The organism is Polymorphospora sp. NPDC050346 (genome assembly GCF_040655695.1).
Lineage (GTDB): Bacteria > Actinomycetota > Actinomycetes > Mycobacteriales > Micromonosporaceae > Polymorphospora > Polymorphospora lycopeni.
In genome coordinates, this window is the sequence record NZ_JBFAKM010000003.1 from 246,995 (window position 1) to 262,337 (window position 15,343).

At 71.3% G+C, this 15,343-nt stretch carries 8 protein-coding genes; all 8 read left to right on the forward strand.

Annotation, left to right across the window (positions count from 1 at the left end):
* Positions 1 to 3: 3 nt before the first annotated feature.
* Genes AB0I42_RS05475 through AB0I42_RS05510 form a run of 8 tightly spaced genes read left to right on the forward strand, consistent with a single transcriptional unit; the run spans position 4 to position 15,182 of the window.
* The gene (locus AB0I42_RS05475; protein ID WP_357534444.1) at positions 4 to 1,419 is read left to right on the forward strand and encodes an MFS transporter; all 1,416 of its coding nucleotides are present in this window, start codon (positions 4 to 6) and stop codon (positions 1,417 to 1,419) included.
* Positions 1,416 to 2,444 (forward strand): transketolase C-terminal domain-containing protein, encoded by a 1,029-nt coding sequence (locus tag AB0I42_RS05480; RefSeq protein ID WP_357534445.1) that lies wholly within the window; start codon positions 1,416 to 1,418, stop codon positions 2,442 to 2,444. The genes AB0I42_RS05475 and AB0I42_RS05480 overlap by 4 nt, the downstream gene beginning before the upstream one ends.
* Complete coding sequence (locus AB0I42_RS05485) at positions 2,437 to 3,570, forward strand: 2-oxo acid dehydrogenase subunit E2 (RefSeq protein ID WP_357534447.1); 1,134 nt, start codon at positions 2,437 to 2,439, stop codon at positions 3,568 to 3,570. Before AB0I42_RS05480 ends, AB0I42_RS05485 begins: the two co-directional genes overlap by 8 nt.
* 32 nt (positions 3,571 to 3,602) lie before the next feature.
* Positions 3,603 to 10,010, forward strand: a complete 6,408-nt coding sequence (locus tag AB0I42_RS05490) for a condensation domain-containing protein (protein ID WP_357534449.1) — start codon at positions 3,603 to 3,605, stop codon at positions 10,008 to 10,010.
* Positions 10,011 to 10,017: 7 nt separating this feature from the next.
* Positions 10,018 to 10,251, forward strand: a complete 234-nt coding sequence (locus AB0I42_RS05495; RefSeq protein WP_357534450.1) for an acyl carrier protein — start codon at positions 10,018 to 10,020, stop codon at positions 10,249 to 10,251.
* Positions 10,252 to 10,300: 49 nt separating this feature from the next.
* Positions 10,301 to 11,248 (forward strand): thiamine pyrophosphate-dependent dehydrogenase E1 component subunit alpha, encoded by a 948-nt coding sequence (locus tag AB0I42_RS05500; protein ID WP_357534452.1) that lies wholly within the window; start codon positions 10,301 to 10,303, stop codon positions 11,246 to 11,248.
* Positions 11,245 to 12,864: a hypothetical protein gene (locus tag AB0I42_RS05505; protein WP_357534455.1), complete on the forward strand. Its 1,620-nt coding sequence runs from the start codon at positions 11,245 to 11,247 to the stop codon at positions 12,862 to 12,864. The genes AB0I42_RS05500 and AB0I42_RS05505 overlap by 4 nt, the downstream gene beginning before the upstream one ends.
* A complete protein-coding gene (locus AB0I42_RS05510; protein ID WP_357534457.1) occupies positions 12,852 to 15,182 on the forward strand; it encodes a lantibiotic dehydratase in 2,331 nt (776 codons plus the stop codon). Before AB0I42_RS05505 ends, AB0I42_RS05510 begins: the two co-directional genes overlap by 13 nt.
* The last annotated feature ends 161 nt before the right edge of the window (positions 15,183 to 15,343 follow it).

Sequence of the window (15,343 nt, forward strand, 5' to 3'; positions counted from 1 at the left end):
AGGTTGACGATCCGACCGACCGGGATGGCCGCGTTCAGTACGTTGTGGACGGGGCAGGTGCTGTCCGGCATGGGCACCCGGATGACCCAGTTCGCGCTCTCGATCTGGGTCTGGCAGCAGACCGGCAGTGCGACCGCGCTCGCCGTGATGACGTTCCTCGCATACGGCGCGACGGTCGCGGCGAGCCCGTTCGCCGGTGCGTTGATCGACCGCTGGCGGCGCCGGGTGAGCCTGGCCGCCAGCGACGCGGCCTCGCTCGTGGTCACGGTCGGAGTCCTGCTGCTGTTCTGGAGTGGCTCCGTCGAGGTCTGGCATCTGTTCCTGGCGAACGCGGTGACCGGCGCGTTCCTCGCGTTCCAGGGGCCCGCGTACACCTCGACGATCACTGCGCTGGTGCCGAAGCAGGGCTTCCCCAGGGCGAACGCGATGATGGCCCTGTCGCGTTCGGTGCCGGGTGTCTTCGCCCCCGTGGTGGCGGCCGCACTGATGGCCCTGGTCGACATCGAGACGGTACTGCTGATCGACGTCGTCTCGTATGGGTTTGCACTGGTGGCTGTGATGCTGGTGACGTTGCCGGCACCAGCGGCCGCCGGGGACGGCAAGAAACGGCGCAGTATCTGGCGCGACGCCGGGTACGGCTTCGGCTTCATCCGCCGGCACCCGGGGCTGCTCGCGTTGCAGGGGGCCGGGCTGTCGATCGGCGTACTCGCCGCGATGGGGTGGATCGTGCTCACTCCCCTGATCATGATCAGTTCCGGCGACGACGAGGTGCAGGTCGGCATCGTCAACTCCGTCGGCGCGATCGGCGGCATCCTGGGCGGCATCGTGGTGACCGCGATAAAGCCACCGGCGCGGAAGATCCCGGTGATGTTCGCGGCCATCATCGGCTTCGCCGTTTTCGGGCGCATCCTGCTGGGACTGGGCGATTCGCTGGTGATGTGGTCGATCGGCTGGTTCTGCGCCTGGCTCTGCATCCCGTTGATCGAGGCGTACAGCCAGTCCATCTGGCAGGAACGGGTGTCGCAGGAGGTGCAGGGTCGGGTCTTCGCCGCCCGTCAGGCGATCTCACAGCTCGCGCTGCCGGTTGCGATGGTGATCACAGGTCCCCTGGTTGACGACGTGTTCGAGCCGTCGATGATGCCGGACGGCGCACTGGCCGGGATCTTCGGTTCCCTGGTCGGCACCGGTCCCGGCGCCGGCATGTCACTCATCATGCTGCTCTCCGGGGTGATCGGGGTGCTGGTGGGACTCTCCGGTTTCGTATTCCGCCGGCTCCGCGCGCTCGACGACATCCCATCGACATCCGGCGATCCGGGAGGCGAGTCAGGCGGGCCGACGGCCGACCCTGCTGGCGGACCGGCCGAACCGGCACGCGACCCGGGCAAGCCAGCCGTCGGCCAGGCAGGGCGGTCGGGATGACCGCGCACCAGACGCCCGCACCCCGGGTCGCCGAAGACCTCAACCGGGCGCTACATGAGGCGATGTCCCGTGACGAACGGGTCGTCCTGCTCGGGCAAGACATCCTCGACCCGTACGGCGGAGCGTTCAAGATCACCAAGGGACTCTCCAGCCGGTTCCCGGATCGGGTCATCGGCATGCCGATCAGCGAGCAGGCCACCGTCGGCATCGCCGGCGGGCTGGCCCTGTGCGGCAACCGGCCGATCATCGAGATCATGTTCGCCGACTTCGTCACCCTCGCCTACGACCAGATCCTCAACTTCCTCACCAAGTCGGTCTCGATGTACGGCCGGCGGGTGCCGATGCCGGTGCTGATCCGCTGCCCGGTCGGCGGCGACCGGGGCTACGGCCCCACCCACAGCCAGTACCTGCACAAGCAACTGCTCGGCATCCCGCACCTGACGCTCTTCGAGCTTTCCCCGTTCCACCCGTGCGGACCGCTGCTGGAGGAGATCCTGTCGGGCGACGAGCCGGCCATGCTGTTCGAGAACAAGCTCCTGTACGGACGCCGGGTACACACCGACGGCATCGTTGACGACCTGTTCCAGTACGACTACCTCGACCCACGCGGGCGGGTCGCGCGAATCAGCATCGGCGCCCCGGCCGACGGCGATGTCGTGGTGATCGCGCCTGGCGGGCTGTGCGAGCGGGTGCTGTCCGCAGCGCGGCGGCTCTTCCTCACCCGGGAGATCCGGTGCCAGATCCTGGTTCCGGTCCAGCTCTATCCGCTGGACCTGACTGCGCTGCTACCCACCCTCGCGGGTGCCGCACGGGTGTGCGTGGTCGAGGAGGACGTGGCTGGCGCCACCTGGGGCGCCGACGTCGCCCGAGCCGTGTATGAGCGGCTGTGGCGCACGTTGCGCCACCCGGTGACCGTGGTCAGCTCCCGCCACGGGGTGATCCCGGCCGCCAGGGTCCTGGAAAAGCAGGTCGTGGTACAGGCGGACGACGTCTACCGGGCCATCGCGGAGGATATCCATGCGTGACATCACCGTGCCGAAGCTCAACAGCAACGACGACAGCTACATACTGCTGGAATGGCTGCTCCCCGACGGGGACACCGTGCCGGAGGGGACGCCGGTCGCGGTCGTGGAGACGGCCAAGGCCGCCGAGGAGCTGCCCAGCCCGCACAGCGGGATCCTGCACCGGTTGGTCAAGGAGCAGACCGAATGCCGGCCCGGCGAGGTGATCGGACACCTTTTCACGGACGAGGACGAACGGCTGCGCTACTTGTCGGCTCCCCCGGCGGCGCGCGCCGGCGACCAGGACGTCGAGATCGTACTCACCGAACCAGCCCGCGATCTGGTCGCCCGGCACAACCTGTCGATGGACGCGGTGCGCCGGCTCGGCAAGACGGTCGTCTCCCGTGCCGATCTCGAACCGCTACTGGCCGATGACGGCACGCCGCCGGCAGATAGCGGGACCATCGCCTGGCACACTCCGTCGCGGCACCAGCAGGCGGTCGCGGACGTGGTCACCCGATCACACCGGGAAATCCCCGCCGGGTACGCCGTCTGCAAGGTCATCGTCGACGCGGCCCTGGCCGCCGCTCGACAGGCCGCCGAGCAGGACGGGTACGTCGCCGGGCTGACGGAGTTACTCGTCCGCGCGGTAGCCGGACAGCACAGCCGGTTCCCTGTGCACTTCGCCACCTGGACCGATGGCGGCGACGTCATGCTCGCCGATGCGCCCAGTATCGGAGTGACCATCGACGTCGGCACCGGATTGTTCGTACCCGTGCTCCGCGACGCCAACCAACTCTCGCTGCGCGCGGTCGCCGAGCAACTCCTGGCGGCCAGGATGGCCGCGATGCGCGGCGAGTTCCGCGCCGAGGACCTGCGTGGTGCGAACATCGGCGTCGCCCTGGCCGAGGACCCGATCGTCCTGGCCCAGCCGATGATCCTGCCTCCGATGGTCGCGATGGTCTCGCTCGGGGCGCGCCAGCAGGAGCCCTGCCTCGGCCCGGACGGCGGGCTGACCACCCGCAGTTTCGTCTACCTCGGACTGTGCTATGACCACCGGCTGCTCAACGGCCGGCAGGCCGGCCTGTTCCTGGCCGCGTTGCGGGATGCGCTGCAGACACCGGAAGGGCTACGGCGACTAACGACATGAGACCAGAGCCGGACGCCGGAAAGGAGCCAGCCGTGCCCGACGAACTCCACCAGGAACTGGCTGGGCTCAGCCCCGCCCAGCAGCGGCGACTGGCGCTGCGCCTACGCCAGCGGCGGTCCCCGCAAGCCCCACCCGACGCGGCCGCCCCACCGGGTGCCGACACCGATCCAGCACCGTTGTCCTTCGCTCAGGAACGGCTCTGGTTCCTGGACCGGATCAACCCCGGTGACCCGGCATACAACGTACCTATCGTCCTGCGCGTCACCGGGCCGCTGGACCGCGCCGCTCTCGACCGGGCGCTGGCCGCGGTGCTGCGCCGGCAGCCCACGCTACGGACCTCGTTCGTCGAGGTGAACGGCGAGCCGCGGCAGGTGGTACGAGACCAGACCACGGCGCCGCTGCGTGCTGTCGACCTGCGCGGCCTGCCACCGGACGAGCAGCGGGCCGCCGCTGCAAGCCAGGCCATCGCGCACGCTCATCATGCGTTCGACCTGGCCGTCGGGCCACCGATCGCGGCGCTTCTGCTGGTCCTTGCCGAGGCGGAACACCTGCTGCTGATCACCGTGCACCACATCGCGTTCGACGGCTGGTCCGGCGGCGTGCTGCTCTCGGACCTGGTGGCCAGCTACGGCGAGTTCGCTGGCGGCGTCCCGGCGGCGCTGCCAGCGCTGACCGTCCAGTTCGTCGACCATGCCAATGCAGAACGGGCAGCGGGTGAGGCGGGGCTCGCCGGGCATCTGGACTACTGGAAGGAACGGCTGGCCGGCGCGCCTGTGCTGTCCACGCTGCCACCGGACCGTCCCCGGCCGCCCGCACAGACGCATCGCGCGCGCCACCGCGCCTTCGACGTGCCCGCCGAGACCACCGAAGGGCTGGTCGGGCTCGCCCGCGCGCACGGGGTCACGCTGAACGCGGTGGTGCTGGCCGGCTTCGCCGCGCTGCTCAGTCGAATGGCCGGCCAGCCCGACGTGCTGCTCGGAGTGCCGGTCGCCGGGCGGACCGCTGCCGGCACCGAGCACCTGGTCGGTTGCTTCGCCAACACGATCGTGCTCCGCGTCGACATGGCGGACGATCCGACCGGCGACGCGTTGGTCCAGCAGGTACACCGGGCGCTTGCCGCAGGCCAGGCTCATCAGGCAGCGCCGTTCGCCCGAGTGGTCGAAGATGTCGCACCGGCCCGCGACCCGAGGCACAACGCCCTGTTCCAGATCATGATCAGCGTCGCCGAGGGAGCCCAGCCGCAGCGCTCGGCGGCTGGCGTCGACTTCGTGGTCGACCAGGTCGAAGGCGCCAGCACCGACTTCGACGCGTTCGTCACGATCGCCCACGCCGACGGCGTCCTACGTGGTGTCTTCCGTTACAACGCCGACCTCTACCTCGATGAGACCATCGACCAGGTGCTGGACCGGTTCGCCGCGGTCCTCGCCGACCTGGCCGTCCGGCCTGGCCGCCGATTGTCGGCGTTGGCGAGCCTGCGGCGGCGGAAGATCCTGGTGGCGGCGTCGTTCACCGCCGACCCGATCCGCACGACCATCGCGTTCTGGTCCGGTTTCCTGCGGGTGCCCGTCGCCGTGCGCCTGGCGCCGTACGGGCAGGTGGTGCAGCACCTTCTGAACCCGGCCGACGCCGACAGCGACAACATGGTGGTGCTCGTCCGCTGGGCGGACTGGCTGCGGCACACCGGCACAGCGGTCAACGGGGACGTAGACACCGATCGTGGTGGACGGCTGCTCGACCAGGTAGTCGACGATCTCGTCGACGCAGTCCACCAGGCCAGCCACGGTCCGCTGCTGATGCTGGTCTGCCCCAGCCCGGCCGGGCACGAGACGCTCTGCCGGCGTGCGGACGAGCGACTGGCGCGTGGGCTGGCCGCCGCGCCCGACGTGACTCTGGTCTGGGTGTCACCGCAGCGGTACGCGGTCACCGAGACGCACGACCTGACCGCCGACGAAATCGGCAACGTACCGTACACACCGGACTTCTTCGCCGCGATCGGCACCGCCGCGATGGACCACCTCACCGTCGGCTGGGGGGTCGACCCTGGACCGCAGCGGGCCGCCTACACGCACACCCACCTGGCCACGGCCGAGGCGATCACGGACCGGGCACGGGTGAGCGGACCACCGGTGTACGACCCGCAGCGGTCGGTCGAGCCCCGTACGCAGACCGAGCGTCGACTCGTCGACCTGTGGCGCGGCCTGCTGCCGACGCACCCGTTCGACGTGGTGACCAGCTTCTTCGCCGCTGGCGGGCATTCGCTGCTCGCCACCCAACTGCTGTCGCGGGTACGGTCCGGGTTCGGCTGCGCGGTGCCGCTGCACGAGTTCTTCCGCGAGCCCACCATCGAGTGGCTAGGCGCGGCCATCGACACGGCGCGGGAACCGACCGGACCGGACGCGCCGCTGGTCCGCGTCGCCCGGGACCGGGAGCTGCCCGCCTCCTTCACCCAACTACGCCTGTGGGCGCTGTCCCAACTAGATGGTGATGCCGCCAGGCACAACACCACGTTCGCGGCGCGGATCAGCGGCCCGCTGGATCGGACCGCGCTGCGGCACGCGGTGGCCGGGATCGTGCATCGGCACGAGATTCTGCGGACCGGGTTGGTGAACCGGGGCGGCCGGCCGGTGCTCGCCATCGCTGCGGACGCCGACCCGTGGCTGCCCGATCTCGACCTGCGGGAGCTGCCTGAGGTGCGGCGGGAGGCAGCCGTACGCGAACGGATCGCCGAGCACGGGCAGGCGGTGTACGACCTGGCCCACGGCCCGCTGCTGCGGCTGCGGCTGCTGCGCACCGGCCCGGCCGCGCACCACCTGCTGATCGGCATGCACCACGCGATCTGCGACAACGCCTCGTGGGGCCGGTTCTTCGCCGAGCTGGCCGAACTCTACGATGCCGCCGTCACCGGACGCGCGACGGAGCTGGTACCGCTACCCGTCCAGTACGCCGACCACGCGCACTGGCAGCGGGGGTGGCTGACCGGTGACGAAGCGGCGGGGCAGGTGCGGTACTGGCACGAACGGCTGGCCGGGGCGCCCGCCCAACTCGAGCTACCCACCGACCATCCGCGCCCGGCACGTCCGACGTACCGGTCGGCACGGGTCGCCCGGACACTCCCGGCTGATCTTGGTGTACGCCTGCGGGAGTTGAGCCGTGGCGAGGGCGTACCGCTCTTCCCCGCGCTGCTGGCCGGCCTCGGCATCGTCCTGCACCGGGCGAGCGGCCAGGACGACATCGTGCTCGGCGTCGTCACCGCCGGTCGCGAGCGGACCGAGGTGACCGACCTGATCGGCTACTTCGCGGACCTGCTTCCTTTCCGGCTGGACCTGGCCGGGGTCCCCACCTACCGGCGGCTTCTGCGCCGGGTGCAGGCCACCGCGGTGGCCGCGTACCAGCGCCAGGCGGTGCCGCTGGCGAGGATCGTCGAGGCGGTCCGGCCACCCCGACGGCCCGGCGTCCACCCGCTGTTCCAGTGCGCGGTCAGCTTCATCGACGAGAAACCGGTCGAGCTGGAGCTGCCCGGGCTGGAGGTGGAGCGTGTCGCCAGTCCGGCCACCGGCACCGACTTCGACCTGTTCGTCACACTGCAGTGGCGCGACGAACGACTGGTGGTGGTCGCCGAGTACCCGACCGCGCTGTTCACCGAGACGACCGTCACCGGCTGGCTCGCCGACTTGGAGGACGTGCTGGCGGCGGCGGTGGACGCGCCGGACGAGCCGATCGGAGAGCCACGGACGGATCCGACCGCCGGCGTCGCACCGGTGGCAGCCTCCTTCGACGCGGCAGGGCTGGACGGTCCCGTCGGGTATTGGTCCACGCAGAGCGCGGCGCCGATCCGGATCGCCCTGCAGCCGGCCGGCCGAGTCTTCACCGCGCTGCTGGACGCCGCGGACGGTGCGGCCCGGGTGTTTCTGCTGCGCTGGACGGACTGGCTGGAACCGGCCGGCGAGCCGTCACAGGTCCGGCTCGCCGACGGCGTACGCATGCTGGACGAACTCGTCGACGATCTGGTGGCTGCCGTACGGCGGCGAGCGCCACGCCCACTGCTCGTGGTGACCTGCCCGGCCGCACCGGCCTGGGCCGGATGGGCCGGGGTATTCGGTCGGCTGGACGAGCGGCTGGCCGCCGAACTCTCCACGGTCGCCGGCGTCGAGGTGGACGCGGCGGCGCGGTGGGCGCACCGTTACGGCGTGGCGACGGTCTACCGACCGACCGGTGACAGCTACACCGAGGAGTTCCTCGCCGCGCTCGGCGCGCAGATCGTCCGCCGTCTGCTCGCCGCCGGTCGGCAACCGGGATGGCTACTACTGCCGGAATCCGGCTGGCGCCGCTGCGACGTCGCACGGATTCGACTCGAACAACACCGGTACGGCCGCCAGGTACTCGCCTGGCCGCCGGAGAGTGGTCCGGTCGACACCCTGGCCCGACTGGTCGACGCCGGCACGTGCACGCCGGCCGACTGCGTCGTGCTCGACACCAACCCGGTCACGGTCGCTTCCGTGCTGGATCGCTTCCCCGACACGGTCGCCCTGACCGCCCCGGCCGGCGGTGCCGAACTGTGGCAGTTCCTCGGGCACGTCTGGCCGCTCGATCCGCCTGGCCCGGGCGCGGTGGAGGTCGCGGCCATGCCCGCCGCGCAAGCCGCCCGGATAGCCGAGTCCTCCACCGGAATTCTCGCCAGCGCCGAAGAGCCGGCCGAGAATCCTGCTCCGGCGGAGCCTTCGTCGCCGGCCCGCCCGCTCGACCCTGGGCAGATCCACGGTCGCGACACCGTCGGGCAGGCCGGGCCGTCGTCGGATCCGCGCGCCGGCGCTCTCGCCGAGATCTGGGCCGACCTGCTACACGTCGGACAGGTCGGAATCCACGACGACTTTTTCGAGCTCGGCGGGGATTCGATGCTGGCGGTCCAGGCGGTCTACCGGGCTGCGACCGCCGGAATCGTGTTGGCCCCGCAGGACCTCGTCGACCACCGTACGATCGCGGCCTTCTGCGCGGCCCGGCCCGCCGTCGACCCGACCGGCGACCCCGACCGGCCGGGCCAGGCCGACCCGGCGGCAGCGCCGGCCCAGGCCGGCGAACCGACGCCGGCCGTCGAAGCCGCGCCGCTGACCGGTGCGCAACGCTGGTACCTCGACCTGGTCGGACCGAGGATGCCCGAGCCGGCGCACTTCAACCACCCGTACTACCTCGACCTACGCGAGCCGATGCCACCCGAACAGGTCGAGCGGGCGATCCGGCTCCTCGCCGCCCGCCACGGTGCGCTGCGGATCCGGCTACCCGGTGGGGACGCCGCCGGCGGGCAGACCATCGGCCCGCCGGCGGAGGTTCCGTTCACCAGCCACGATGTCTCCGCGTTGGCGGACACCGAGTACGAGCAGCGGATTGTCGAGTTGGCGACGCAGGCGCAGCGCGGCCTCGACCTGGGCGGCCCGCTGTTTCGCGCCGAACACTTCCGGCTCGGCCGGCACGGACCGGACCGGCTGCTGCTGATCTGCCACCACCTGGTCACCGACGGCGTCTCCCGAGGCATTCTGCTGGCCGACCTGCAGGCGCTCTGCCGGGGACTGCGGCGCGGGGAGCCGCCCGGACCGCCGGCCGGCACGACACCGTATTTGGCATGGGCCCGGCGGCTGGCCGGGTACGCGGATTCCGACGAGGTCACCGCCGAACTGCCGTTCTGGCTGGCGCAGGCGGGCGGCGCCACCGCGGCGATGCCGCCCGACATCGCCGGCGGGCGGACCCGGTTCGCCACCTTGACCTCGGTACGGGCGATGCTGTCGGAGCCCGAGACGACCGCGCTGCGCGAGTCGACCCGACGCTTGCGCACCCACCTGCCGGCTGCGCTGACCTGGGCGGTGGCCGCGGCGATGGCACAGCGGACGGGCCACACCGACCGTACGTTCGCGCTGACCGGGCACGGGCGGGAGGCGTTGTTCGACGGTGTCGACACGTCCCGTACGGTCGGCTGGTTCCAGGTCTTCTACCCACTGCGGCTGCGGCTACCCCAGGCGTACGACGAGCCGGCAGCGGTCGCTGACCTCGCCGCCCAACTCGCCGGCACGCCGCATGGCGGTGTGGGATACGGCCTGCTGCGATTCCTGCGCGACGACCCGGCGGTGCGGGACCAGTTGGCGCAGGTTCCGTGGCCGCAGGTGAGTATCAACTACACCGGCCATTTCCGGTTCGACGACGCCGAGGAGGGCGGAGAACTGTTCCGGGTACGCCCGCCAGCGTTCGGCCGGGCCCAGGACGGCCGCGGCGAGTGGGCGTACCACCTCGACATCGCCGGCACGACGGTTGGCCGCCAGTTCCGGGTCGAGGTGGTCTACAGCACCGATTTCTACCGCCGGGACACCGTCGAACAGCTCGTTGAAGGGATATGTCGCCGGTTGCGGGCCTTGGCAGGCCGACCGGCCGAGATGGGGGTGGGTACCAGTGCCTGAGCCGGCCATGACCGAATCGCTGACCGACATCGTTGCCGCGGTCCTAGGAGTGGATCCGACCGACGTGCACGACCGGTCCGGCCCGACGACGCTGTCGGGCTGGACCAGCCTCAAACACGTCGAGCTGGTGGTGCGGCTCGAACAGAGTTACCAGGTGCGCTTCTCCCATCAGGAGATCGTCGCCTTCACCACGGTCGAGGCGGTCCGCGAGGCCCTGCGCCTCAAGGGCGTCGCCGTCTGACCGCACGTTCGGCCCACCGACCACTGAAGGAGCGAGCATCGTGCACCTGATGACGACACCGCCACGGCCGGGCCAGCCGGCGCAACCGAACAGGCAGGAGCCCCCGGGCCGACTGGACGAAGCCGATCTCGCGATGCTGCTGCTGATCCGGCACTTCGAGCAGGCGTTGCTGCGCCTGTTCGCCGACGGCGAGATCGACGGGACCACCCACACCTGTCTCGGCCAGGAGTACATCCCGGTGGCGCTACGACCGTTGCTGGGCCGTGACGACTACGTGTTCAGCAACCATCGGGGGCACGGCCACTACCTGGCCCGCTTCGACGACCCGGAGGGGCTGCTCGCCGAGATCATGGGACGCCGAGGGGCGGTCTGCGGTGGCTTCGGCGGCAGCCAGCACATCCTGCGCGACCGGTACCTCTCCACCGGGGTGCAGGGCGAAAGCCTGCCGGTGGCGGTCGGCGTCGCCCGGCATCTGAAAGCGGCCGAACCGGGCCGGCTGGCGGCCGTCCACATCGGCGACGGCACCTGGGGGCAGGGCGTCGTGTACGAAGCTTTGAACATCGCCGCGCTCTGGGGCGTACCGCTGCTGGTCGTGGTCGAGCACAACGACATCGCTCAGTCGACGCCGACCCGGACGCAGCTGGCCGGCACGATCGCCGGGCGGGCCGCCGCGTTCGGGATTGAGCACCACGCGACACAGGCGCGCGACGTCGCTGGGATCCGGGCCTGGCTGGCGCCGGTCGTCGAGCGCGTCCGCAGCGCCCCGCGGCCGGTCGTGGTCGAGTTCCACACCGACCGGCTCGGTCCGCACAGCAAGGGCGACGACACCCGCAGTCCGGAGGAACTCGACCGGCTGCGGCGGCGGGACTGGTACGAGACGTACGCCGCCGCGTACCCCCGGCAGTTCGCCGCAGCCGACGAGCGGCAACGTGATCTGGTCGCCGAGGTGGTCCACGAGGTGTCGACGCGACCGCCGGTCGCCTGGGAGGACCGGTGACCACCATCCAGCAGCGGTGGCAGGGCCTTCCGGCCGCGGCCGGCCCCGGGGCGCTGCGGGTCGGTCTGCTTGCCAGCTACACGATCGACCCGCTGGTGCCGCACCTCGGGGTGGCGCTGCACGACGCCGGGCTGCCCGCCCAACTGCAGGTCGGACCGTACCACCAGATCGTGCAGCAGCTGCTGGACGACGACGGCGCGATGTTTCGCCTGAACCCGGACGTGGTCGTGGTCGCGCCGCGGTTCGAGGAGCTGCCGGAACAGGCCGACCTGCTGCGCTGCGCTGCGGCCGGGCTGGAGGCAACGAGGCGGCGCGGCTGCCGGCTGGTCTTCGTGCTGCCCCCCATTCCCGAGCGGCGACCGTACGGCGTCGGCGAGGCAGCCAGCCCGACGGGCGCGGTAGCTGGCTACACGACCGTCCGCGAGCTGCTGCGGGAACGGCTGGCCGGGCTGGCCCGGGTCGACGTCGCCGACGCGGAGGAGGTGATACGGCAGGTCGGCGCCGTCCGGGCGCACCACCCGTCGCTGTTCGCGTTCGCCCGCGTGCCGTACACCGACGAGTTCTTCGCCGCGCTCGGCTGCCAGCTCCGCGCCGTGCTGCGGGTGCGGTACCGGGGCGCCTGCCGCGCGGTCGTGCTGGACGCGGACACTCTGCTCTGGGACCCCGACGGCGCGCCTCGACCCGGCGCGAGTTGGCTGGCCGAGCCATTGCGTGATCTGCGCGCGGCCGGCGTACGACTCGCCGTGCGGGGCGGGCGCGATCCCGACGAGACATGGGACGCCTTGGCCACGGCCCTGCCCCGACTCGTCGAATCCGATCTGGATGGTTGGGCCGTGGACGATCGGCCGGTCGGCGCGCAGGTACGCGACCTGGCCGCCGGGCTCGGCGTCGACGAGTCCGCGACGGTGCTCATCGGAGCCGGCGGGCCAGGGCCGGCGCGGGTGAGCCTCGGCGACCGGCCCGAGGAATGGCCGGCACAGTTGATGGCCGCCGGCCTGTTCGACCGGCTTCCGCCGCGATCGGCCGGCACCGCACCGCCCGCGGCGCCGGAGCCGGCGGAAGGGCTTGTCGACGGGTCCATGTCCGGGCCCACGCACGGGTCTGCCCAGGCGTACATCGACAGCCTTCGGGTCAACATCGCGGTGAGCGAGGTCGACGGACCGCCGTCGGACGACATACGCAAGGTGGTCGCGCGGGCAAAGGACTTCACACTCGGGCTCGGCGATGCCGTGACAGCTACCGGATCCGGGCGGCGAACACTGATCGCCCGGGTCAGTGACCGACTCGGCGACTACGGGGTGAGCGCGGTGATCGGAGTACGCGAGGAGGACCCGCACGCCGTCGTCGACCTGTTCTCGATCTCCTGTGCGGTGCTCGGCAAGGACGTCGAACGGGCCGTACTGCAGGAAGTCGTGGAACAGGCGGCGGCCACCGGGCACAGCGAGGTCCGGTTGCGGTATCGCAAGACCGGACGCAACCAGCCTCTTGTCGACTTCGTGTCGGCGGCGACCAGCCATGCCTGGCCCACCCGGACCGGCCGCGAGTTGACGGTGCGGGCCGAACCGGTGGAGCTGGGCGACGGGGACGAGTGCGGAGATGGGACATGTCTGACCTGATCGTCGACGCAGCCCCGCGTAGCGGGACGCACCTGGTGCCGCTCGGCAACTCCGGCTGGTTGCTCTGGCGGGAATCGGTACTACGCAGCGCGGGCTTTCCAGCCACCGCCGTACTCCGCCTTGGAGATCCGGCGCTCGCCGCGGCGGCCGACCGCGACGCCGCCGACTTCGACCAGGTGTACGCGGCCGCGGCCCGGCGCCTGTCCGCCACCATCCAGGCCATTGCCCAGGACGCCCGCTTCCGTGAGGCCGTGGTCTGGCAGAACCGGCGGTTACTCAATGACTGCCTGGACAAGGCGGCCCGCGGCGAGCCGAGAAACGTGCGCGGGCGCAACCACGAACTGGCGATCGCAGGCTACCTGCAACGCTACTGCGTCAAGAACGACACCATCGGGTTTTTCGGCCCGGTCGGCTGGGCCCGATGGAGCGGCGGCCCGCAACGGATCACGACCCGGCCGGGCCCGCGGCTGCTGGCCCGGCGGCGGGTCTACTTCGAGGTGTGGGCCGTCGACGCGGTCGCCGACGCGCTGCTGTGCGACCCCGCGCTGCGTCCGTGGGTGGAGCCCCGCCCGGTGACCGCCAACCATCGCCGAGGCACGCTGGTCAACCGGCCCGACCGTGGCGTGTTGGTGCTCACCCCGGCAGAGGCGGATCTGCTGAACCTCTGTGACGGGCGGCTTTCCGTACACGAAATCGCGGCCCGGATCGACGCCGGTACGGATGAGACATGGACGGCGCTCGCCTCGCTGCGCGACCGCGGCCTGATCCACCTCGACCTGCGTTCCCCCGTCGAGGCACGTCCCGAGGCGACCCTGCGGGACCGGCTGAGCCGAATAGGTGACCCGGCGGTACGCGAGCGTGCGCTTCGGATGGTCGACCGGCTGATCGGCGCCCGCGACGCGGTGGCGGACGCTGCCGGCGACGCGGCGGCGTTGGCGGCGGCGATGGACGAGATGAACGCGATCTTCGTCGACACGAGCGGCGTGGCGGCGCAGCGGCGGCACGGTCGCACGTACGCCGGCCGGAGCCTCGTCTACGAGGACGCCGTACGTGACGTGCGGGTCGACCTCGGCGCGGACGCGATGGCCGAACTCGCTGGGCCGCTCGGCCTGGTGCTGGACAGCGCCCGCTGGTATGTCGGCCACGCCGCCACGCGCTACCGGGCCCTGTTCGACACCATCTACGACCAGTACGTGAGCCGTACCGGCGACCGCGGCATGCCCCTCGGTGCCCTCGTCGGCCGGGCCACCCCGAACCTGTTCTTCTCACTGCGGGAGACGCCGCCGCCGGTCGCCGCGGCCGCGGCCGAGTTGCAGCAGCGGTGGGCCCGGGTCCTGCGGGTGCCGCCCGGGGTACGCCGGCACGCGGTACGTATCGAGGACATCACCGCCGCCGGGGCAGCGGAGTTTCCTGGCGGACCGCCACCATGGCCGGCGGCGCGGCACCACACCCCGGACGTCATGCTCGCCGCGGATCCGGATGCACTGGAACGCGGCGACTACCACTGGGTGCTCGGCGAGTTGCACGCGGCGACGAACACCGTGGAGAGCCGCCTGTTCGTGGAACAGCATGCCGACCCGGCGCAGCTGCTCGCCGCCGCCGAGTCCGACTATGGTGGCCAGCGGATGTATCCGCTCCCCTCCAAGGAGTCGGACTTCGTCACCTCGCGTACCTTCCCGCCGTCGGCGCTGCTCTCACCGCAGTACACGTACTGGGCACTGCGCCCCGACGCCGACCCCGCTCCCGGGGAGGTACTGCCGGTGGCGGCGATGTCGGTCTCCCGCACCGAACGCGGGCTCATCGTGCGGTGCCGGGGACGGGCGGGCGAGTACGACCTGCTACACGTCCTCGGCGAGATGCTCTCCTCGGCAGTACTCAACGGCTTCAAACCGATGGCCCCGGCCCCGCACCAACCGAGAGTCACCGTCGGCCGGCTCGTACTGGCCCGCGAAACGTGGCGCTTTCCCGCCACCGAGCTGGACTGGGCACACGTCACCAGCGAGCCGGACCGCTACCGCCGGGCTCGTGCCTGGCGGGCCGACCATGACCTGCCGGAACATGCCTTCTACCGGGTGGCGGTCGAGGACAAGCCGTGCTTTGTGGACTTCACCAGCCTGCCCCTGCTCAACCTGTTCGCAAAGGCCATCCGGCGCAGCGCCGAGGAGAGCCCGTCGTCGGCGGTCGTGGTCAGCGAAATGCTGCCGGACACGACCCAGAACTGGTTACGGGACGCCGAGGGCGACGGCTATGCGGCCGAACTACGGATCGTCGCGCTCGACCCGTCGGCACCCGCTGCCCCACCGGCATCCGACGGCTGATCGCGGCTTCAACCTGTACTCGAGGAAGTCGAACGACACCCACACCTCACCGCTGCAGCGACCGGCGCCGAGCGGCATGTCATCGCCCGGTGGTGCTGCGGGCCGGGCCACCACCAATACGGTTCTGACGCCCGCTCCGTCGGGAGCGCCGGGTCGCAGCG